Consider the following 22,184-nt stretch of genomic DNA (forward strand, 5'->3'; position numbering starts at 1 on the left):
ATCCAACACCGTATGAGAGTGGCGGCGAAGCTGATCGAGGGGGATCCGCAGCGGCTGGGGGACTACCGGCTGGCGGGCCGTCTCGGGGCGGGCCGCCGGGGCGTGGTCTACGAGGCCTACGACTCCGGGGGGCGGCGGGTCGCGGTGAAGGTGCCGCACGGGGATTCCGAGCTGTGGCGGCCCCTGGCCGGGGAGGTGGCCGCGATCAGGGCCGCCGCGCCGTACTGCACGGCCAGGGTGATCGACGCCGACTGCGCGGGGGCGCGGCCGTACGTCGTCAGCGAGTACGTGGCGGGGCCGAGCCTGCGCGGGGCGGGGCGGACCCTGGCCGGTCCCGACCTGCTCCACCTGGCCGCCGCCCTGGCGACCGCGCTGACCGCCCTCCACGAGGCCGGGATCGTCCACCGCGACCTCACCCCGGACAACGTACTGCTGGGTCCTGACGGCCCCAGGGTCGTCGGGTTCGGGCCTGTCTCCCCGACCGAGACGACGCTGACCTGGCCCAGGCTGGCGATGAGCGCCCCGGCCTACACCGCGCCGGAGGCGTTCACCGGCCGGGAGTACGGCCCCGCCGCCGACGTCTTCGCCTGGGGCGCCGTCGTGTTCCACGCCGCGACGGGGCGGGAGGCGTTCGAGGGCTCCAGCCTGGGGACGGTCATGCACCGTGTGCTGTCGGTAGATCCCGACCTGGGGCCGATCCCGCAGCCGCTGCGCGCCCTGGTCGCCGACGCCCTGGCCAAGGACCCCGAGCGCAGGCCGACGGCCCGTGACCTGCTGCGGGACCTGGTCCACGCGGACGCGACGGTCCGGCTCGGGGCGCCCTGCCTCGCGCCCGACTGCCTCACGCACGCCTCGCCCGCGGCCTGTCTGCCCGCCGCCTGTCTCGCGCCCTCCGGCGGCGAGGCCCCGAGGTGGGCACAGGAGTGGACGGCGGAGCGGCTCACCGCGGAGGAGGTGCTCGGCAGGCGGGTCTGCCTCGCCGACGCCCTGCTGGTCGCCCGCGCGCCGCTCACCCTGGACTTCCTGCTGGCGGCCGGTGGCGCCATGGCGGCCAGGCTGCGGACCCCGTGCGACGACCCGGGGCTCGGCACGGTCGCCGAGGACGCCTACGTCACACTCGATCCGGCCGACCGCCCGTTCGCCCCGGCGATGTTCCTCAGGCTGGCCGACGGTCGGGGCGGCCCGCGCGGCACCCGGGGGACCGAGGAGCGGATCGCCGAGGCGTTCGGGCCGCTGGTCGTCCGTGCCGGGGACCTGGCCCGGCTCGCCGATCCCGCGCTGCCGTACGCCTGGCCAAGGCTGGCCGGGTGGATCGAGGCGGACCGTGACGCGCGCGCCCGCCTGGCCCGCGACCGCCTGTTCTGGCTGGCCCTGACGACCCTGCTGACCCTCGCCCTGGTCGTGGCCCTGGCGACCCGGGGAGGACCTGTCTGAGCACGGCCTCGCCGGGTAGGCATAGCCGGGAGAACGCCGTGAGTTTCGGGGGGAAGACATGGCGCGATGTGAGGTCTGCGGCAACGACTACGACATGTGTTTCGAGGTGCACGCGCAGGGGGTCGTGCACGTCTTCGACAGTTTCGAGTGCGCGATCCAGCGGATGGCGCCGGTGTGCGAGCACTGCGGGGTGAAGATCGTCGGCCACGGGGTCCAGGCGGGCAGACGCTGGTTCTGCTGCGCGCACTGCGCCCGCTCCGAGGGGGCCGACGCGATCGTCGACCGGGTCGGCATCCCGATGCAGCAGGGGGCCTGAACGGGCGGGCACCGCTAGTGTGCAGGGGTGTATGTGAAGATCTGCGGGCTGCGAGAGCCCGGCCACGTCGCGGCCGCCGTCGAGGCGGGAGCCGACGCGATCGGCTTCGTCCTCACCCGGAGTCCCCGGCGGATCACCCCTGAGCTTGCCCGCGAGCTGGCCGCCGCGGTGCCCGCCCACGTGCTGACTGTCGCGGTCTTCGCCGGTGAGACTCCCGACGAGGTACGGCGGGCCGCGGTCGAGTCGGGGGTGCGGGCCGTGCAACTGCACGGCGCCCATCCGCACGGGGACTTCACCGCGCTCAAGGACCTCGGCCTGACCTTGGTCCGCGCCGGGGCGGCGGCGGGCGCCGACCTGCGCTGCGGGGCCTTCGACGAGGACCTGCTCATCGTCGACGCGCCCAGGCCCGGTTCCGGGGAGCCGTGGGACTGGGCCGCGGTGCGCGGACGCCCGCAGGGCCGCTGGATGCTGGCCGGGGGACTCGCCCCGTCGAACGTGGCCGAGGCCGTCGCCGCCGCGCGGCCGTGGGGGGTCGACGTCTCCAGCGGCGTCGAGACCGCACCGGGGGTGAAGGACGCCGGGCTCATCAGGGAGTTCGTGGCCGCCGCGCGCGGCTAGCGCCGGGCGGCCGTTCTCGGCGTCCGCAGGACCGGCAGCGCCGTACCCGTGCCGGCGAGGGCGCCCAGGACGTTGAAGAGCACGTCCGCCACGTCACAGCTGCGTCCGGCGGAGAAGGCCTGGGCGACCTCCAGGGAGAGGGAGGCCAGCGCCAGCCCCGTCACGACCGGCAGCGGGCGGCGGGTCACCAGGACCCCCAGCAGGGCCGGGACGGCGTAGAGCAGGAGGTTGAGGAGGTTCTGCGCCTCCACGGGGGAGGTCAGGCCACCGGTCGCGCAGAAGGCCACGCCGTGCGTCGCCAGGCTCGTCGGCATCGTGAGGGCCGGGATCACGGCCAGCGAGAACAGCCAGAGGAACGCCGTCGGCCGGTTCACCGCGAACACGGCGGCGGCCCCGCGGCTCAGCGGGACGCACACCGCCGTGAGGACCGTCAGCAGGCAGGCGACCGGCACCCAGAGGTCACGGTTGGCGAGGAAGACCTCGACGGGCAGGGGCAGGTGGATCAGCAGTCGCCCCAGACCTTGGTGACGTACTGGAAACGGGTCGCGGTGTTCAGCATGACCCCGTGGTAGCAGCCGGGGGAGACCGGCAGCGAGAAGCTCCTGAGCGTGGTGCCGCCCGCCCTGGCCGTCACGGTGGACCCGTAGACGGGCTTCCTGATCCCGACGCCCGAGCTGTCGGTCCGCTGGTAGCCGAGCCTGACGGCCGTCGGTGCCCCCTTCGCCTTGTCGTAGGCGACGTTGATGCGGCGCAGGGAGCGCGTCCCGCTGACGCAGAACCCGGCGCTGAGCGTGCCGTTGTCGAGGTAGCCGAAGGCGGAGCCGGAGAAGGACAGGGTGCCGCAGTCGCCGACGGAGCCCGTGCCAACAGCCGTGTCCCCAGCCAGGGCCGCCGGTCCTACGCAGGTGACCGCCCAGGTGCCGAGGAGGACGGCGACGGCGGCGGTGCGACGCCGTACGACCGGGGGAGACAGAAGGCGATCCAGCAAGACGAGTCCCTCCGCTGGTGGTTTCGCGACGACAGACAAGCGAAAGAAAAAGGACTTAAATGACAAACTACGATATATGGGCAATGTTCTGATTGCCGGATATCTCCGTTTTTCTCTCGCGCTTCGCGGTCAGTAGGGGAACCTATCCGCAAACGAGCACGTGATCAACGAAGCATGGCCGAGGAGTCGCGCCGCGGTACCGGGTTCCGCGCAGGTGGGGCCTGGCGTCGGCCACCCGTTATGCGGTATTTGTGGAATATGTTCGGGGTCGGGGAAGGGAATCCTGCACGGTCCTACACAAACCTGTGGGTGTCCTACAGAAAACAAAACTCAATGTGCGGACAGATCGTCGCAATCATGTGGCTGCCGAAAGTCGACTCCTCGGGCACCCTTAGATGAAGAAACGACCGCGCACCCCTCCCGCGCCGAAAGGAGAAACAGCAATGAACGCTTACGATCCGACCGTCCGACTGGCTGCCACCCGCGTCGCTGAACGGCTCGGGAACACCGTCACGGGATCACGTGGCCGCCCCGGGGGTGGGGGAGGTCCGTGTCACACACGCCACGAGTCGCCCGCACGGCGCCGTGGCGGGCGGGCACCGGTGTGTCCCGCCGACAGAGCAGGGGTGATCTGGACGGTCAGGCCGTCACACGACGCCCCCTATGCCGGGTGTGGTGGCGCGATCTGGAGGGTGAGCGCCACCACACCTCGGACCACGGCATCCCGGTGCCGTAGGCGGACGCCGTAGTCGAGGCGCCGCGGACGACGGCCGAGACCACGGGCCGTCAGGCCGGGCCGTTCCCTCCTCACGGGAGGGGACGCGGCAGGAAGGGGGGCGGTCACCGGTCCGTGGGGCGGACGGGTGATCACCGGCCCGCGGTCTCGACCGGCTCCCCGTCAGTGACGATCCGGCTCCGTGGCGACGGTGCCACGGGGCAGCAGCAGGGTGACGGTCACCGCGGTGGCGCCGAGCAGCAGCGCGCTCACCACGATCGTCGAGTGCAGACCGCTGACGAACGCGATCCTGGCGGCCGTCAGCAACGCGACCCCGGTGTCACCGCCGATCTCCTGCGCCGCGTGCGCGGCGGCGGCGAGCGACTGACGTGCGAGGGCCATCAGGCCGGAGGGGACCCCGGCGACCGGGGCCAGCGAGGGCGCGTAGACGGCGGTGGTGACCGTGCCGAGGACCGCGACCCCCAGACCGGCGCCCAGCTCGTAGGCGGTCTCTTCGACCGCCGCCGCGCCACCGGCCCGCGACTCCGGCGCCGAGGACATGATCGTGTCGGAGGCGGCGAGCAGGGTGACCTGGATGCCGAACCCGATGCCGACGAAGCAGAGCGCGAGCATCAGGGTGTGCGGCTCCGTGCCCCAGGCCAGCGTGGGCAGCAGGCTGAGCGTGGTCAGCGTCAGACCGCCGCTCATCGTCGCGCGCAGCCCGAAGCGGTGCAGCAGCCGCGCCCCGGCGAGACCGCCCGTGACCGCGGCCGCCATCAGTGGCAGCAGGCGGACCGCCGCCTGGAACGGACTGTCGCCGAGCACGAGCTGGAGATACTGGGCGAGCATCAGTTCGAGCCCGACCAGGGCGAAGACCGTGAGCAGCACGGCGGCGACCCCGATGGAGAACGCCCGCTGCCTGAACAGGCTGAGGTCGAGCATCGGGAAGGCCGCCCTCCGCTGCCTGCGCACGAACCAGGCAAGCAGCCCGATCCCGGCCAGGAACACCACGGTCCCCCCGGATTCGCCGGTCCCCATCTCCTTGAGGCCGAAGGCCAGGGCGAGGATGCCCACGACCGACAGCAGCGCGCTGAAGGCGTCCCACGGGTGCAGCGCCCGCGAGCAGGAGTCGGGCAGGAGCCTGACGGCCGCGGGCAGCAGCACCAGCAGGATCGGGACGTTGATCAGGAAGACGGCGCCCCACCACAGGTGCTCGACGAGCAGCCCGCCGATGAGGGGGCCGACCGCGGCTCCCGCGGCGGCGACCCCGCTCCACACGCCCAGGGCGACGGCGCGTTCCCGCCGGTCGGTGAAGACCTGCCGGATGATGGAGAGCGTGGCGGGCATGATCATCGCGCCGCCGACGCCGAGCAGGGCCCGCGCGCCGATGAGCGCGGGGGCGCTGGGTGCGAACGCCGCGGCCGCCGAGGCCACGCCGAACACCACGTACCCCATCAGCACCAGGCGTTTCCTGCCGTAGTGGTCGCCGAGTGTGCCGAAGGTCAGCAGCAGCGGCGCGACCACCAGAGAGTAGGAGTCGATGATCCACAGCAGTTGGACCGAGGAGGGTTCGAGGGCCGCGGTCAGCGCGGGAACGGCGATGTGCAGGACCGTCGCGTCCACCGCGATGAGCAGCAGACTGAAACACAGCAGGATCAGGACCGACCAGCGGCCGGTCCCTCGCCTTCGCGGGTCGATCCCCGTGCGGACCGCACTGTCCAGAACTCCCATTGAGCTCATGAACTGCTGAAGGGGCCGCTGAAGGGATTGCCGGCCTCGACGGACATGCCACGCAGCTTAGGCGAAGCCGGGTAGTGGGGAAGCCAGGAATCGGAGATTGGCTTACCGCTAAATGTGGATTTTGTCCCCATATATCCGACCTCTCTAGAGAGATACAGGGATATATCTGTCATCTAGGCAAACAGTGATCTCACGCGCACGATGACGGTCGTGGGGAGTCAGCGTGAGGTCCATGAGCAGCCCGTGCCGCCCTCGGTTCCCGGCGACCCACGTGAGCGGTGCGCGAAGGCCGCCGCCCTGCTGGAGCTGGACCGGCCCCGGGAGGCCATTGAGGCCATCGGCCAGGCGAACGGGGTCGCCGACTGGGGATACCGGCTGCTGAGCCTCGCCTTCGAACGCCTCGGCAGGGACGCCGAGGCCGTGGCCGCCGCCGAGGAGGCCGTACGGACGGCCCCCGGGTCGTGGGCCGCGCGGCTGCGCCTGGGCGCCGCCCTGCGCCGGGTGCCGGGCCGCGGGTGGGAGGCCGCAGTCCAGGCGGACAGGGCCGTCGGCTACGCCCCTGAGGAGCCCGACCCCCACGTCCTCGCCGGCGACCTCGCGCTGCTGCGCGGCGAGCACCGCGAGGCGGAGGCCTCCTACCGCGCCGCGCTGCGCCTGGCGGACGACCATCCGCTCGCGCGGGTCAACCTCGGGCTCGCCCTGCTGCGCTGGCGGCCCCCACGCGGCCACCACGACCCCGCCTGGCCGATCGACCCTCGCGAGACCGGCCGCGTGAGGGACGTCGTCGAGGCCTGGTCCCGGCAGGTCCGCGTGCTGCTGGCCGTCGCCCTCGCCGTGGCCGCCCTGCTCGCCTTCAGGATCGGCCTCGCCAGGACGGCCGGTGCCTGGGGCGTGGCCGTACTGGCCGGGGTGCCCGCGATCACCTTCAGGCGGGGCCGTGAGGTCAGGCTCTGGCGCTACGTGCCGCGCATGCTCGTGCGCGACCCCTGGCTCGGCGTCTCGGTCTCGGCCGCCACGCTCGCCGTCGTGGCCTACGTGGCGGCGATCGCCACCCTCCCGCCCGTCCTCACCCCGTCGGGTACGGCCTGGCCCGTGCTCGCGGGGTTCGTCCTGCTCAACGGCGCCGCCCTGCCCTTCCTGCGGGTCCCGGCGCGGGCTTGGCGCGGGCGTCCGGTCAGGGCGCTGGCCGAGTTCGCCGCCGTCCCCATGGACCGTACGGCACGGCGAAACGTGGGGGCGGCGCTGTGGATCCTCACGGTCCGCGCCTGGTCGGCGCTCGTGGCGCTCCTGGTGGTCGGGGCGCTCGGCGGGCCCTGGTTGGCCCTGGCCGCCCCCGCCGTGCCCGTCGCGCTCGCCCTGGCCCGTCCGAAGGGCACGGCGGCCTACTGCTCCGACCTGGCGCTGGCCGCCGACCGCCTGCTCGTGGCCACCCGGCACCTGCTGACCCTCGCCTCGGTGGCGCTCGCCGCCGTCGCGGCCATGACGCTGCTCGGTCTCCCGGCCGTCACGGGCGGCTGGGCGTGGTCGGCCTGTGCCGTGCCGCTTGCCGTACCGGCCGGGGCCCTTGCCCTCAGGACCGTCAGGGCCGCGCGGGACCAGGACGGGCGCGGGGTGCCGGGACCGTGGTGCGCGGCCCTGGCCATGCGCGAGGGCCGTGGCACGCGACCACCGGGGGACACGCGGGCGCCGGTCGTGCTCGACGGCGGAGTACGGCGGGCACTGGCCCGGTCCAGGGGAGTGGTCCTGGCCTTCGCCGACTGGGAGGGCCCGAGGACCCTGGCCGCCGAGGTGGCCGCCGAGGTGGTCGGCGCGGACGGCGAACTGCGCCTGGCCGCCCCCGCCGAGGCCTGGGAGGCGGTCGGAAGGGACCCGAGAGTCGCGGTGTTCGTCACCGATCCGGTGGAACGCCGGTTCTGGGCCGAGGTGCGGGGGGTCGCGGTCGGCGACGCGGAGACGGGCGTGCTCAGGATCACCCCGAAGCGGGTCCTCGTCCCCCACCACGGCCGTTACCGCGACCGCCGTCGGCGGCACCGGCACGGGGTCACGCGGACGCGCTGAAACCACGGAAAGGCCCGTGGGACAGACCGTTTCGGCGTCGGAGGGCGGGGCAGGAACCCGGCACCCGGATCGTGGGGTTCATCCGGACTCATCCGTTTATCTGATCGTGTCAGTGTGGCGGCGTGGCGTGGCGCTCACGCACGCGCAAACGTCTGCCCGGTGCGGTATAACCGGGGGCGGATCCGGGGAGGCGTGATGCGGGAACCCGACAGGGCCCGGCCTGCGGGGCGGGCGGCGGTGCGGGATGCGTTCGAAGGGGTACGGCTGCGCTATTTCCAGCTCACCCCCGGCAAACGCCGGTTGATCTACCTTCTCGCGCTGGTCCTGGCTGTCGGGCTGACCCTGGGCATGGGCTGGTCGCGCGACACCTTCCTGACGATCCTGGTCCTGCTCGGCTTCGCCGAACTGACCCTGCGCTTCCCCCGCGCCGCGGCGACCCTGGTCGTGGTGGTCGCGTGGCTGCTGCTCATGCCCGCCTTCCAGAGCCTGTACGGCGTCGGGGTGCCCGCCTCGATGCCGCTGACGCTCCTGGCGCTGCCCGTCGCCGTGGCGGCCCACCTCATCCGCTGGGTCCCGCCGTGGCTGACCACGCTCGCCGCGCTCGTACCCGCCGCCGTCGTGGCCGCCGCGATCTCCTTCTTCGCCCCCGGCGTCGCGCCGTGGGCCGCCTACGGCGTCGCCGCCGCCGTGCTGGTCTACCGGTTCGTCCAGGCCCGCCAGGCCAGGGCCGCCCTCAGGGCGGGCGACCAGCGGGTGCGGGTCAGGGCGCGCGAGAGCGGACAGCCCGTCCAGGCGCAGGGCGAGCCCGCCGCCCCGCCGCAGATCTCCGTCGAGGAGGCGCTCGGCGAGCTGGACAACATGATCGGCCTGGCCCCCGTGAAGGAGCAGGTGCGCTCCATCGCCGCCTCGATCGAGGCGGCCAGGCTGCGCAAGGAGGCGGGATACTCCACCGAGCCGCCGATGCGCCACTTCGTCTTCGTCGGCCCCCCCGGCACCGGCAAGACCAGCGTCGCCAGGACCGTCGCGAAGATCTTCTACGCCTTCGGCCTGCTCGACACCCCCTACGTGGTCGAGGTTCAGCGGGCCGACCTGGTCGGGGAGTTCCTCGGCGCGACCGCGATCAAGACCAACGAGGTGATCGACAGGGCGCTGGGCGGGGTGCTGTTCATCGACGAGGCCTATGGCCTGATCAACTCGGGGGACGGCCAGCCCGACCGGTTCGGCGCCGAGGCGGTGCAGACGCTGCTCAAGCGGGCCGAGGACGACCGCGACCGACTGATCATCATCCTGGCCGGATACGAGAAGGAGATGGCCTCCTTCCTGTCGTCGAACCCCGGCCTGTCCAGCCGTTTCTCCAGCCGGGTCCGCTTCCCCAGCTACGCCCCCGGGGAGCTGCTTGAGATCACCGAGCTGCTGCAGCGGCGGCGCGGCGACCAGCTCGCCGACGACGCCAGGCCCGCGCTGCTCGACCGCTTCGAGGACGTGCACCGGCGCGCGCTCGTGGACGAGCTGGGCAACGCCAGGTTCGCCAGGAGCCTCGTCGAGGCCGCCGCCCAGGCCCGCGATGTGCGGGTGGTCGGCGCGGGCGGCTCACCGACCGCGCAGGACCTGGTGACCACGACCGCGCAGGACGTCGCCAAGGCCTTCGACGAGCTGACCGCCCGCTACCGGGGCTACCAGGCCACCCCCTCTTTGGAGGAGGCGCTGGCCGACCTGGACAGGATGGCCGGGCTCGAACCGGTCAAACGGCAGGTGCACGCGATCACCGCCCAGCTCAAGGTGGCCAGGATGCGCCAGGAGCGGGGGCTGCCGACGCCCCCGCAGACGCGGCACTTCGTCTTCACCGGCCCGCCGGGCACCGGGAAGACCACCGTGGCGCGCATCCTGGGCCGCATCTTCGCCGCCCTCGGCCTGCTCACCCAGCCCGACGTGGTCGAGGCCCAGCGAGCCGACCTGGTCGGCCAGCACCTCGGCGCGACCGCGATCAAGACCAACGAGCTGGTGGACAGGGCGCTGGGCGGGGTGCTGTTCGTCGACGAGGCCTACAGCCTGGTCAACCCCGGCTACGCGGGGGGCGACGCCTTCGGCACCGAGGCGGTGCAGACGCTGCTCAAACGGGCCGAGGACGACCGCGACCGGCTGGTGATCATCCTGGCGGGCTACGAACGGGAGATGGACGCCTTCCTGTCGACCAACCCCGGCCTGGCCAGCAGGTTCGGCCAGCGGGTGCGCTTCCCCTCCTACTCGCCCCAGGAGCTGGCCGAGATCGCCGGGCTGCTCGCGCACAACGCGGGCGACCGCTTCGACGAGGCCGCCGCCCGCGACCTGGACGAGGTCTTCGCCTGGGTCTGCGCGGACGGCCTCATCGACAGGCTCGGCAACGGCAGGTTCGCGCGCTCGCTGTTCGAACGCGCCGCGATGCGCAGGGACGTGCGCCTGGCCGCCCAGACGGGCGGCACCGCGAGCGCGGCCGACCTGACCACCATCACCAGCGCCGACCTGCGCGCCGCCGTCGACGAGCTCGCCGGCCGCTGACCCCGCTCCTTCTCGTACGGCGCGACCTGGCCGACATGTGCTTTTCGGTTCCACAACCGGAGAGATAGCGTGGTAAACACCGCCCTTGACCGAGATCGAACTCCCGATTGAGCACTCCCTGTAGTTGAGTGGCCGCAAGATGTAGCAGGATGGCCATCGACAACAGGGACGACGGTGAAGGGGGCGCTATGGCGGGGTTTCTTCTCCGCAGGCTGCTCAACTATCTGGTGCTGATCGTCGTCGCCACGAGCCTGGCCTACATGCTGGCCGCCTCCGCGCTCAACCCCCGCTCCAACTACGAGGGCCGCAACCCGCCGATCCCCGAGAAGGTCATCGACGCGCGCCTGTCCGAGCTGAACCTGAACGACCAGACGCCGCTGGTCCAGCGCTACCTGACCTGGGCGGGCGACGTCGCGCACGGCGACTTCGGCAGGACGGTCGCCGGTGGCTCGGTCAACGACGACCTCGGGCGGCGCGTCGGCGTCACGCTGCGCCTGATCACCGTCGGGGTGGTCCTGGGCAGCCTCACGGGCGTGCTCGTCGGCGCCTACGCCGCGGTCAGGCAGTACGGCGTCTTCGACCGCCTCGCGACCGGGGCCTCCTTCGCCGTCCTGGCCATCCCCACGGTCGTGCTCGCCAACATCCTGATCATCGGCGCGGTCTCGTTCAACGAGCTGACCGGCACCCAGGTCTTCCTGGTCAGCGGTGAGGAGACCCCCGGCCTCGAAGGAGACCTCCTGACCCAGCTCGTGGACCGTCTGCGGCACCTGATCCTGCCCACGCTCTCCCTGTCGCTCGGGTTGATCGCCGTCTACAGCCGCTACCAGCGCAACATGATGCTCGACGTCCTCGGCGCCGACTTCGTCCGCACGGCCATGGCCAAGGGGCTGCGGCGCCGTACCGCACTGGTCAGGCACGCGTTGCGCACCGCGCTGATCCCGGCGGTCACCTACTTCGCCTTCACCTTCGGCGCGCTGCTGGTCGGCACGACCTTCACCGAGAAGATCTTCGGCTGGCACGGCATGGGCGAGTGGCTGGTCGACTCCATCTCGACCAACGACGTCAACACCGTCGCGGCGATCAGCTGTTTCGCGGCGCTGGCGGTGCTGGTGGCCTCCCTGGCCTCCGACGTCCTGCACGCGGTCCTCGATCCCCGGGTCCGGGTGGGGTGAGATGGCCATCACGGACGAACGGTTCGCCGAGCAGGAGGCGGCTGCCGCGGGCCTCGCGGCGCCCTCCAGGCTGCGGGTGGTCGCGGGCCGCTTCTTCGGCTCCCTCCAGGGCCGTGTCGGGTTCGCCCTCCTGGGGCTGCTGTTCCTGCTGGCCTTCGCCGGGCCGTACGTCGGCAGGTGGGGTTACACCGACAAGGACTTCATGGCGTTCCTGCAGCCGCCCTCGCCCGAGCACTGGTGGGGCACCCTGCAGACCGGCGCCGACGTGTACGCGGTGACGCTGCGCGGCATGCAGAAGTCACTCATCGTCGGGCTGCTGGCCGCCGTGGTCGGCACGTCCCTGGCCGCCGTGGTCGGCGCCTTCGCCGGATACTTCCCAGGCTGGGCCGACCGAGTGCTGACGTGGTTCACCGACCTGCTGCTCGTGCTCCCGGCCTTCCTGATCCTGGCGATCATGTCGCCGCTGTTCGCGGGGGGCCAGTGGCCGCTGTTCGTGCTGCTGCTGGCGATGTTCCTCTGGATGATCACCTCGAAGGTCGTCCGGAGCATGACCGTCTCCCTCAAGGAGCGGGAGTTCATCCAGGCCGCGAGGTTCATGGGCGTCCCGCCGACGACGATCATCTTCCGGCACGTCATCCCGAACATGTCCTCGCTGCTGGTGGTCGACGCGACGCTGAACGTCAGCGCCGCGATCCTCACCGAGACCTCCCTGTCCTACTTCGGCTTCGGCATCCAGCCCCCCGACGTCTCGCTGGGCAGTCTCATCGCCGACGGCGCGCGGACGGCCGTCTACGCCCCGTGGACGTTCTGGTTCTGCGCCGGGCTGCTGATCGTCACCGTGCTCGCGGTGAACCTGGTCGGCGACTCCCTGCGCGACGCCCTCGACCCCGCCTCGAAGAGAGCCGTCAGGAGAGGAGCACGGTGAGCGAACGCGACGAGTGCCGGGCGGGGGCGCGTTTCCCCGGGCGGCTTCCCCTCTCGCAGTTCCAGGGCCTCATGGCCAGGCAGGAGAGAGGGGGACGGCACCGGCGTCGCGCCCTGCCCGTGCCCGCGGTGACCACCGGGCCGGTCCTTGAGGTCACCGGCCTCGACGTCACCTTCGGCACCGGGCCGGACGCGGTGCACGCCGTGCGGGGGGTGAGCTACGCGGTCAGGCCGGGGGAGGTGCTCGGCATCGTCGGCGAGTCGGGCTCCGGCAAGTCGGTCGCCTCGCTGGCCGTGATGGGCCTGCTGCCGCCGCACGCCCGCGCCACCGGCTCGGTGCGGCTGCTCGGCAGGGAGATCCTCGGCGCCACGGAGAAGACGCTCACCGCCTTCCGCGGCAAGACCATCTCGATGGTCTTCCAGGACCCGCTCTCGGCCCTGACCCCCGTCTACCGCGTGGGCGACCAGGTGGCCGAGGCCGTACGGATCCACCAGCGCGTCTCCAGGCAGCAGGCGGCCAAACGGGCCGTCGAGCTGCTCGACCTGGTCGGCATCCCCAACGCCGCACAGCGCGCCAGGGCCTTCCCGCACGAGTTCTCCGGGGGAATGCGCCAGCGCGCGGTGATCGCGATGGCCATCGCGAACGACCCCGACGTGATCATCTGCGACGAGCCGACGACCGCCCTCGACGTCACCATCCAGGCCCAGGTGCTTGAGGTGCTCAAACGGGCGCAGCGGGAGACCGGGGCGGCGATCATCATGATCACGCACGACCTCGGGATCGTCGCCGGGTTCGCCGACCGGGTCATGGTCATATACGCGGGGCGGTCCGTGGAGACCGGCTCCGTCGACGACGTCTACTACCGCCCCCGCATGCCGTACACCATGGGGCTGCTGGGCTCCATCCCGCGCCTCGACACGGGCGGCGGCCGGCCGCTGGTGCCCATCGCGGGCAGTCCGCCCTCACCCGTCGCGCTGCCGCCGGGCTGTCCGTTCGAGCCGCGCTGCCCGATCGCGGTGCCCGCCTGCTCGGAGAAGGAGCCCGCGCTCGAACCGGTGGACGCGCCGGACCACCTGGCCGCCTGCGTCCGGGCCGGGGAGATCGAGGCGGAGGGCTGGTCGCCCGCCGAGGTCTACCGGGTCGCCGAGCCGCAGGTCCCGACCGAGGAGACGGCCTCTCCTGTACGGCCCCGCGAAGAACGGGAGGTGGTGTTGGCGGTCGACGGCCTGACCAGGCACTACCCCCTGATGAGGGGGGCGGTCTTCCGGCGCAGGGTCGGCACGGTGCACGCGGTCGACGGCATCAGCTTCGACATCCGCGAGGGCGAGACGCTGGGCCTGGTCGGCGAGTCCGGCTGCGGCAAGACGACGACCCTGATGGAGATCCTGGAGCTGGCCAGGCCGCAGCACGGCACGATCGTGGTGCTGGGGCACGACACCTCGGCGCTCGGCGCCCGCGACCGGATGGCCGTCAGACGCGACATGCAGGTCGTCTTCCAGGACCCGCTGGCCTCGCTCGACCCCAGGATGACCGTCTACGACATCGTCGCCGAGCCGCTGCGCGCGCACGGCTTCGGGAACCCGGGGCCGAGGATCCAGGAGCTCCTCGGCCTGGTCGGGCTCGATCCCGGCCACGCCGCGCGCTACCCGCAGGACTTCTCCGGCGGTCAGCGCCAGCGGATCGGCATCGCCCGCGCGCTCGCCCTGGAACCTCGGCTGGTGGTGCTTGACGAGCCGGTCTCGGCGCTCGACGTCTCCATCCAGGCGGGCGTGGTCAACCTGCTGGAGGACCTGAAGCGGCGCCTGGGCCTGTCCTACCTGTTCGTCGCGCACGACCTGGCCGTGGTCAGGCACATCGCCGACCGGGTCGCGGTCATGTATCTCGGCAGGATCGCCGAGATAGGCGGGGTCGGCGATGTCTACGACGCCCCGATGCATCCCTACACGCAGGCGCTGCTGTCGGCGGTCCCCCTGCCCGACCCGCGCAGGGAACGTTCCAGGAGGCGTGTCCTGCTGGAGGGCGACCTGCCGAGCCCGGCGGCACCTCCCTCCGGGTGCCGTTTCCGTACCCGCTGCCCCTTGTTCAGGACCCTCGACGAGACCGGCCAGAGCCGATGCGTGAACGAGGAGCCCCAGGTCCGGCCGTTCGGCGAGGACCACGGCGTCTCGTGCCACTTCGCCGAGAAGGTCGAAGTCGTATAACCCTGGAGGAACTGTGACAGCAATCCGGCGTGTGGGCGTGCTCGCCACCGCGCTGACCATGGCGGGCTCGCTGGCCCTCACCGGCTGCGGGAGCCAGGGGGGAGCCAGGGGAGGCGGCCCGGGCAGCGACGGGGACGAACGCGGCAACTCGATCAAGGCCTACGACATCAACCCGGTCCCCCGCGACAGGGTCAGGGACGGCGGCCTGCTCCGCGTGGGCATCAACGAGTATCCCGCCAACTGGAATCTCAACCACCTCGACGGCAACCTGGCCATGGTCAAGAAGGTCGTCGACGCGCTCATGCCCTCGGCGTTCCGCTCCAACGAGAAGGGCGAGATCTCGGCGAACACCGACTACCTGCTGGCCGGGAAGGTCACCGAGACCAGGCCGAAGCAGGTCGTCACGCTGACCCTCAACCCCCGCGCCAGGTGGTCGGACGCGACCCCCATCACCTGGGAGGACTACCGGGCCCAGTGGCAGGCGATGAACGGCTCCAACCCCGACTACCGGGTCGCGAGCACCACCGGCTACCGCGACATCGAGGACGTGGCCAGGGGAAAGGACGACCACGAGGTCGTCGTCACCTTCGCCAAGCCGTTCGGCGACTGGCAGTCCCTGTTCGGCCCGCTCTACCCGAAGAGCACGAACGCCACCGCCGAGACCTTCAACACCGCCTGGCTGAACCGCGTCCCGGTCACCGCGGGCCCGTTCAGGTTCGCCTCCTTCGACCAGACGGCCAAGACCATCACGATCGCCAGGGACGAGCGCTGGTGGGGCCAGCGGGCCAAGCTGGACAGGATCATCTACCGGGCCCTTGAGAGCGACGCCCTGGTCGGCGCCTTCAGCAACGGCGAGCTGGACACCTTCGACGTGGGGCCGTCCGCTCCCGACTACGCGCGGGCCAAGAGCAGCCAGGGCGCGATCATCCGCCAGGCGGCGGGGCCCGACTTCCGGCACTTCACGCTGAACGGCGAGAGCGCGCTGCTGTCCGACGTCAACGTCCGCAGGGCCGTCGCCATGGGCATCAACCGCCAGGCCATCACCCAGTCCGACCTGCAGGGTCTCGACTGGCCGATCGTGCTGCTGAACAACCACTTCTTCATGAACACCCAGGAGGGCTACCGCGACAACGCGGGCGAGGTCGGCGTCTACAACCCCGAGCGGGCCAAGCAGCTGCTGGACGCCGCAGGCTGGAGGCTGTCGGGCCAGACCCGGACGAAGGACGGCCACGAGCTGAACCTGCGCTTCGTCATGCCCTCCGGCCTGCAGCTGACCAAGTCGGAGGCCGAGATCACCCAGAGCATGCTGGCCCAGATCGGCGTCAAGGTCACCCTCCAGGCGGTGCCCAGTGACGACTACTTCACCAAATACATCATTCCCGGCAACTACGACATCACCGCGTTCGCCTACGTGGGCACGCCGTTCCCGGTCTCCAGCGCCTACGGCCAGTACGCCAACGCCGTCCGCGACTCCAGGGGCCAGCCGCAGTGGAACGCCAACCTCGGCCGCATCGGCTCCCCGGAGATCGACGCCGCCATGGACAAGGCGACCAGCGATCTTGAGGGCACCCAGGCCATCGCGGACACCAACGCCGCCGACAAACTGATCTGGGAGGCGGTGAACGTGGTGACGCTCTACCAGCGCCCACAGAACGTGGCGGTCAACAAGAACATCGCCAACTACGGCGCCCGCGGCTTCTATGACCTGAAATATCAGGACATCGGGTTTACCCGGTAGCGCGTTCTGTCGGGGCGACACGATAGAAGTTGTCCCATGGCTCTCTCCACGACCTGGTCCAGGGTGCTCGCATGGCGGCTGAGACGGCAGTTCGTCGATCCCGCCTCCGGCCCGGACGTCGTGTCCGTCGTCCGCCGCCTGGCGGGGGTGCAGGCCCAGGTGGCCTCCTCCGCCGAGCTGGCCGTCGCCGTACGGCGCGCGGATCCCCGTCCCGGTGAGGTCGGCGAGGCCCTGTGGCTGGACCGCACGCTGGTCAAGACCTGGACGGCGCGCGGCACCCTGCACCTGGTCCCCTCCGACGAGCTGTCCTCCTACGCCGCGGTCCTCGGCTCCTTCCGCAACTGGGAGAAGGGCTCGTGGCAGCGCGGCCACGGCGTCACCGCCGACGAGGTCGCGGCCATTCTCGATGCGGTCCCCAAGGCGCTCTCGGGGCACGTGCTGACCCGCGAGGAGCTGGTCGAGGCCGTTATCGAGGTCACCGGCGACGAGCATCTGCGACAGGCCCTCACCTCGGGCTGGGGGGCGCTGCTCAAGCCGCTGAGCTACCTCGGCGAGCTGTGCTACGGCCCGCCGCGCGAGGGCCGCGTGACCTTCGTCAGCCCCCGCGACTGGGTGTCCGGCCACTCCTCGGCGCCGCCCTCCCGCGACGAGGGCGGCATTCGCCTGGTCAGGTCCTTCCTCGGCGCCCACGGCCCGGGGACCCCGGAGACCTTCAACGGCTGGCTCTACCGCAACGTCGCCCCGAAGGCCGTGCTGCGCGGCTGGTTCCGCGACCTCGCACCGGAGCTGGCCGAGGTCGAGGTGGACGGCCACCCCATGGTCGTGCTCGCCGAGCACCTCGACGACCTCATGACGACCGAGCCCGCGACCGGCGTCCACCTGCTGCCGGGCTTCGACCAGTACATCCTGGGTGCTCCCCGCGACCTCGAACCCCTGCTGCCCGCCGAGGCCAAGTCCAAGGTCAGCCGGGCCGCCGGATGGATCTCCCCGGTCGTGGTCCACCAGGGCAGGGTCACCGGGGTCTGGCAGGTCAAGGACGGCGTCATCGACCTCGACCTGCTTGAGGAGGTCCCCGCCGCGGCCCTGGCCCAGGAGATCGAGCGGGTCGCCGCGCTGCTCAGATAGCCCTCACGGGGGAGCGAGCCGATCGAGGCGGAAGCGCACCCGGTCTCCCGGGCGGAGCTGGGCCGCCGCGCCCAGGCAGTCCGAGGCGAGCACGGCGATCACCGGATACCCCCCGGTCGGGGGGTGGTCGGCCAGGAAGACGATCGGCTGACCGTCCGGCGGCACCTGCAGGGCCCCGGCGACCATGCCCTCACTGGGCAGCTCTCCCTCCCGGGCCCGTGGCAGCGGCGCGCCGTCCAGCCGCACGCCGACCCGGTTGCTGTCCTGACTCACCACGTACGGCTGGGCGCACAGCGTCTCCAGGGCGCCGGGGGCGAACCAGTCGTCCCTGGGCCCGGCGACGACCCGCAGCACCTCCCGGGGCGTGCCCGGGGGCACGGCGTCCACGGTGAGGGCGGGCAGGTCTTCCGAGGGGCCGACCGGCAGCACGTCACCCGCGCCGAGCGGGGCGGGCCCGAGCCCGGACAGGGAGTCCGTCGAACGGCTGCCCAGCACCGCGGGCGTGTCGAGTCCACCCCTGACCGCGACGTAGGTCCGCAGTCCAGCCAAGGGAAACGCCACCCGCAGCTCACCCAGCGGCGGCACCCAGAACGGCGCCAGCATCGCGGGCCTGGTCATCATGCCGTCCGCGACCACCTCAAGCGGGCAGGCGGCCCCGGTGACGGCGACCCAGGCCCCCGTGGTGAAGCGAAGCCCGGCGCCGCCGAAGGTCAGCTCGATCCCGGCCGCCCCCTCCGGATTGCCGACCAGCCGGTTGGCCAGGCGCAGGCTCGGCGCGTCCGCCGCCCCCGAGCACGGCACCCCGAGATGACCGTAGCCGGGACGGCCAAGATCCTGCACGGTCGCGTACGGCCCCGCCGCGATGACCTCGATCATGAAGCGGTCACGGCCTCGAACCTGACCCGCGTCCCCGGCGTGAGCAGGGCGGGCGGATCGGCGGCCACGTCCCACACCGTCATGGGGGAGCGGCCGAGCAGCCGCCAGCCGCCAGGGGACGCCGAGGGATAGACCGCCGAGTACGGCCCGGCGACCGCGACGGACCCGGCGGGCACCGAGGTCCGTGGCGTGGCGAGCCTGGGCACGTGCAGCGCGGGGTCAAGCCCGGTGAGGTAGGCGAACCCGGGGGCGAAGCCCAGCCAGCCGACGACGAGCTCCCGCCCGGTGTGCCGCTCGACGACCTCTGTGGGGGACAGACCGGTCAGGTCGGCGACCTCCCGCAGGTCGGCCCCGTCGTAGACCACGGGGACCGTCACGGCGGGGGCGCCGGGAAGCTCCTGCCCAGCGTGGGCGGCGGCCGTACCGAGCAGGCGGGCCAGTTCGGGCAGCAGCCGGGACGGGTCGGCGCCGGGCGCGCTCACCAGGACGGTCTCCGGGCCGGGCACGATCTCGGCGACACCGGGCGGGCGGTGGGCCCGCAGCAGGGCGTCGAGCCGGTGGGAGACGTCGAGCGACCCGGTCTCGACCAGCAGCGCGTGCTCCCCGGCCCTGCGGATCACCCGAACGCCCGCAGGGTGACGCCCGCCGCGACCAGACCGTCACGCACGGCCCGCGCCAGCGCCACGGCGCCGGGGGTGTCGCCGTGCACGCAGATCGACCGGGCGCCGACCGTGACCTCCGAACCGTCTATGGCGGTCACCGTCCCCCTGGTCGCCATGCGCACGGCCCTGGCCGCCACCTCGCCGGGGTCGTGCAGCACCGCCCCGGGACTGCGGCGGGACACCAGCGTGCCCTCCGGGGTGTAGGCGCGGTCGGCGAAGGCCTCGGTGACCGTGGGAACCCCCTCGCGGACGGCGATCTCGTGGACGACGGAGCCGGGCAGGCTGAGCAGCGGCAGCCGCTCGCCGTGGTCGGCGACGGCCGCGACGACCGCCTCCGCCTGCTCGCGGTCACGGCAGATCCGGTTGTAGAGCGCGCCGTGCGGCTTGACGTAGGAGACCCGCCCGCCCATGGCCCTGGCGATGCCGTCCACCGCGGACAGCTGGTAGAGCACCTCGGCGCACAGCTCCTCGGGATCCACGTCCATCTCCCGGCGCCCGAACCCGGCCAGGTCCCGATAGGACACCTGGGCGCCGATCAGCACCCCCCGGTCGACCGCGGCCGCGCAGGTGCGGCGGATGGTCAGCGGGTCGCCCGCGTGGAACCCGCAGGCGACGTTCGCGCTGGTCACCACGTCGAGAAGGGCCGTGTCGTCACCGAGCCGCCAGACACCGAAGCCCTCCCCGAGGTCGGCGTTGAGGTCGATCACCATGGCTCACCTACACCGGAGGCTCGTCGGGAATGTCGGCGATGTCGTCGAGGGCGATGGAGAGCTCCTCGGGGTCGTCGCCGATCCGCTCGGCGATCTCGATCAGCACGTGCAGCACGTCGTGCCGGTCGTGCCCCAGGTCGAGCAGCCGCTGGGCGGCCTCCCAGAGCTGCGGGGGGTCACCCTCCCAGAGCCTGCCGGCGATCTCCTCGTGCCAGGCCAGATGCTCGTCGTAGTCGGGCCGGTCCAACTCGCCCGCGTGGTCGATGCCCAGCAGTATCCTGCGGTCCGCCTCGTCCGAGGGGTTGAGCAGGTCCAGCTTGATCTCGCCGTGGGTGCCCTGCAGGAACGGGAAGGCGAAGACCCTGCGGGCGAGCGCGGACAGGTCGCCGTCGGGCAGCAGTCGTTCGAGCAGGTCACGGTCGAGCCCGAAGGTGGTCGGGTCGCGGTATGCCTCGGCGAACCTGGCCGTCGCCTCCCAGATGCCGTCCAGCGTGGCGCGCAGCCCCCGGTCAGCCAGCCCGCTGCGCCGCGCCGCGAACCGCGCCCACGCCCCCAGCACGTACGGCACGGCCTCCTGCTCGGCCGGGGTGAGCAGCACCTTGCGCGGCAGCCAGTCGAGCAGGAACGTCTGGCACTTGGTCGGGCTGACCCGCAGCGGCCTGCCGAAGTCCTGGTCACAGCCGTAGTCGATGATGTGGTCGGCGCACCGCGAGGCCGCCGACGGGTCGGACAGGTGCTCGGCGGCGTCGGAGGAGAGGAACTCCGCGGCCAGCATCGCCCTGCGGTCACGGCTGTAGGGGGCCTCGCTGTACAGCGGGGCGGGACGCTTGCGCCCCGGCGGCAGCGCCTTGATCCTGGCGCGGGCGAAGGCGTGGTAGGCGCTGTAGCTGTCGCTGACCGGGACGTTCGTCCTGCGGTCGCCGTACTCTGCGGTGGCCTTCATGGCCGACTCCAGCAATGCCCTGGCCTGCTGCGGCTCGATCTCCTCGAACCTGAGCATGGGGTTGGCCCCCGCCTCGGTCCTGGCCTGGTCGAGCAGCTTGTCCACGTGGGAGGAGACCCAGGCGTCGCGGGCGATGCCCCGCATGTTGTAGTCGACGACCATGACCAGCGCGTGGCGGTCCTCGTCGTTGTCGGCGCCCCGGTAGCCGAAGGTGCACACCACCGTGTCCTGGTCGCCGTAGGCGTCGCGGGAGACGTAGCAGCCGGTCGGCTTGACGACGCCGAGCCGCTCGGCCCAGCGGGGCTTGGCGACGCCGCGCTCGATGAGCGCGAGGGCGGCACCCTCCGCCTTGGCGGCCTGGCGCGCGGTGCCGAGGTAGGCGAGGGCGATCAAGAGGGTCAACGCGGCGGGGGAGCCCGCCTTGGCGGCGTAGTCGACAAGACCCTCGCCGAGGACCTGCTCGGCGTCCCCGCCCCGCAGCCGCCGCCCCCACCAGGCCCCGACCATGTCGGAGACCATGAGCTCGGCGTCCAGCGGACTGCGTACGGCCAGCAGCTCCCTGGAGGCGAGCAGCATCTCGGCGAACACCTCGTCCGGGGACTGGCTCTCTCTCGGGTGCCGCCGGTGCCGCCGGTTCAAGCCGCCCCCTCCGTCGGCGGCATGGGCCCGGTGCCGTGCCGATCGGCTCGCTCGCCCTGCTCGCTCACGTCCCAACCTTCTCGCGTTCCCGAGCCGAACGGCGCGTGGAAAACGGCCCGGTGATCTCGATGTTACCGGGGACTCCGCGGTGGCGGCGCTGAGTTGACGAGGGCGAGCAGATGCTCCCGGGCGACGCGTTCGACGACCTCGGGTGTCGCCTCGATTCCGAGGTGCTCGGCACGGGCCCGCGCGTCGGCCACGCGGCGGGCGACGGTGCCCGGCGGGACGGTGGGGAACTCGGCGGCGAGGCCCGAGCTCACCCGGTCACGGAACGCGGGCGGGCCGTCGAGGCCTGTGGCGAGAGCGGGCATGACGTCGCCTTCCTCCGGCTTCTCCGTGAGGTGATCCCCAGACGGACGACGGGGACGTGCGTTCCCATTCCACAACGTATCGCCGGGGTGTCAACCCTCGTGAGGCCGTGTCGGCCGATGTTTGCGAGGAAGAGGTGCGAGGTGAGGCGTGTCTTGACTGGATTTGTCGACAGGGGAGTAAACCACTGTCCCCGAAGGGGGAGCCAAATCGGGAATGAGTCAGTAGCCTGATCTTCCCTGGGACGCTCGTGGGAGACGAGGTGGGCAGTTGTCGGGACGGTCCGGCTTGATCCTGCTAGGGTCCTGGCCGCAAACGTTTGAACGCGCCGGAGGCGACCGCCCCGGTGTTTCGGGAGGGCGGTGGGAGCGACATCGGGCCCCGGCCGACGCGGCTCCTTCGGGGCGGGTGACCGCGCCG

At 72.1% G+C, this 22,184-nt stretch carries 18 protein-coding genes; 10 read left to right on the plus strand and 8 right to left on the minus strand.

Annotated features, from left to right (window positions below):
- Nucleotides 1-18: 18 nt before the first annotated feature.
- The 3 genes from FHS44_RS16540 to FHS44_RS16550 are packed head-to-tail and all read left to right on the plus strand — an operon-like array spanning nt 19 to nt 2,368.
- Nucleotides 19-1,434: a serine/threonine-protein kinase gene (locus tag FHS44_RS16540; protein ID WP_184715565.1), complete on the plus strand. Its 1,416-nt coding sequence runs from the start codon at nt 19-21 to the stop codon at nt 1,432-1,434.
- A gap of 58 nt (nt 1,435-1,492) precedes the next feature.
- Nucleotides 1,493-1,750, plus strand: coding sequence for a metallothionein (locus tag FHS44_RS16545; RefSeq protein WP_184715567.1), 258 nt, complete (start codon nt 1,493-1,495; stop codon nt 1,748-1,750).
- Nucleotides 1,751-1,777: 27 nt separating this feature from the next.
- Nucleotides 1,778-2,368, plus strand: a complete 591-nt coding sequence (locus FHS44_RS16550) for a phosphoribosylanthranilate isomerase (RefSeq protein WP_184715569.1) — start codon at nt 1,778-1,780, stop codon at nt 2,366-2,368.
- Here the strand turns inward: FHS44_RS16550 and FHS44_RS16555 are convergent.
- The 3 genes from FHS44_RS16555 to FHS44_RS16565 form a co-directional block, all read right to left on the minus strand.
- A complete protein-coding gene (locus tag FHS44_RS16555) occupies nt 2,365-2,820 on the minus strand; it encodes a VanZ family protein (RefSeq protein ID WP_184715571.1) in 456 nt (151 codons plus the stop codon). The two genes, FHS44_RS16550 and FHS44_RS16555, sit on opposite strands and share 4 nt — an antisense overlap.
- A 50-nt stretch (nt 2,821-2,870) precedes the next feature.
- Entirely contained in the window at nt 2,871-3,356 is a 486-nt protein-coding gene (locus FHS44_RS16560) for a hypothetical protein (protein WP_184715573.1), read from the minus strand.
- Nucleotides 3,357-4,254: 898 nt separating this feature from the next.
- Complete coding sequence (locus tag FHS44_RS16565; RefSeq protein ID WP_184715575.1) at nt 4,255-5,802, minus strand: MFS transporter; 1,548 nt, start codon at nt 5,800-5,802, stop codon at nt 4,255-4,257.
- 210 nt (nt 5,803-6,012) lie between these two features.
- On the opposite strand from FHS44_RS16565, the gene FHS44_RS16570 reads away from it, so the two are divergent.
- From FHS44_RS16570 to FHS44_RS16600, 7 genes are all read left to right on the plus strand, one after another.
- On the plus strand, nt 6,013-7,869 hold the full coding sequence (locus FHS44_RS16570; protein WP_184715577.1) for a tetratricopeptide repeat protein: 1,857 nt from the start codon (nt 6,013-6,015) through the stop codon (nt 7,867-7,869).
- A 195-nt stretch (nt 7,870-8,064) separates the two neighbouring features.
- Complete coding sequence (locus tag FHS44_RS16575) at nt 8,065-10,404, plus strand: AAA family ATPase (RefSeq protein ID WP_184715579.1); 2,340 nt, start codon at nt 8,065-8,067, stop codon at nt 10,402-10,404.
- Between the two features lie 188 nt (nt 10,405-10,592).
- A complete protein-coding gene (locus tag FHS44_RS16580; protein WP_184715582.1) occupies nt 10,593-11,576 on the plus strand; it encodes an ABC transporter permease in 984 nt (327 codons plus the stop codon).
- 1 nt (nt 11,577) lies between these two features.
- On the plus strand, nt 11,578-12,501 hold the full coding sequence (locus FHS44_RS16585) for an ABC transporter permease (protein ID WP_184715584.1): 924 nt from the start codon (nt 11,578-11,580) through the stop codon (nt 12,499-12,501).
- A gap of 71 nt (nt 12,502-12,572) precedes the next feature.
- A complete protein-coding gene (locus FHS44_RS16590; protein WP_184716573.1) occupies nt 12,573-14,702 on the plus strand; it encodes an ABC transporter ATP-binding protein in 2,130 nt (709 codons plus the stop codon).
- Between the two features lie 13 nt (nt 14,703-14,715).
- The gene (locus FHS44_RS16595) at nt 14,716-16,440 is read left to right on the plus strand and encodes an ABC transporter family substrate-binding protein (RefSeq protein WP_184715586.1); all 1,725 of its coding nucleotides are present in this window, start codon (nt 14,716-14,718) and stop codon (nt 16,438-16,440) included.
- Between the two features lie 36 nt (nt 16,441-16,476).
- Complete coding sequence (locus tag FHS44_RS16600; protein ID WP_184715588.1) at nt 16,477-17,565, plus strand: winged helix DNA-binding domain-containing protein; 1,089 nt, start codon at nt 16,477-16,479, stop codon at nt 17,563-17,565.
- Nucleotides 17,566-17,568: 3 nt separating this feature from the next.
- On the opposite strand, the gene FHS44_RS16605 is transcribed toward FHS44_RS16600, so the two are convergent.
- The 5 genes from FHS44_RS16605 to FHS44_RS16625 form a co-directional block, all read right to left on the minus strand.
- Nucleotides 17,569-18,441 carry a 5-oxoprolinase subunit C family protein gene (locus tag FHS44_RS16605; protein ID WP_184715590.1) on the minus strand — a complete coding sequence of 291 codons (873 nt, stop codon included), beginning with the start codon at nt 18,439-18,441 and terminating at the stop codon, nt 17,569-17,571.
- On the minus strand, nt 18,438-19,061 hold the full coding sequence (locus tag FHS44_RS16610) for a 5-oxoprolinase subunit B family protein (protein ID WP_184715592.1): 624 nt from the start codon (nt 19,059-19,061) through the stop codon (nt 18,438-18,440). Before FHS44_RS16610 ends, FHS44_RS16605 begins: the two co-directional genes overlap by 4 nt.
- Entirely contained in the window at nt 19,058-19,813 is a 756-nt protein-coding gene (locus tag FHS44_RS16615) for a LamB/YcsF family protein (RefSeq protein WP_184715594.1), read from the minus strand. Before FHS44_RS16615 ends, FHS44_RS16610 begins: the two co-directional genes overlap by 4 nt.
- A 7-nt stretch (nt 19,814-19,820) precedes the next feature.
- Nucleotides 19,821-21,332 (minus strand): hypothetical protein, encoded by a 1,512-nt coding sequence (locus tag FHS44_RS16620; RefSeq protein WP_221460975.1) that lies wholly within the window; start codon nt 21,330-21,332, stop codon nt 19,821-19,823.
- 194 nt (nt 21,333-21,526) lie between these two features.
- Nucleotides 21,527-21,766, minus strand: a complete 240-nt coding sequence (locus FHS44_RS16625) for a hypothetical protein (protein ID WP_184715595.1) — start codon at nt 21,764-21,766, stop codon at nt 21,527-21,529.
- Nucleotides 21,767-22,184: the final 418 nt, after the last annotated feature.

This window comes from Streptosporangium saharense (assembly GCF_014203715.1).
Lineage (GTDB): Bacteria > Actinomycetota > Actinomycetes > Streptosporangiales > Streptosporangiaceae > Streptosporangium > Streptosporangium saharense.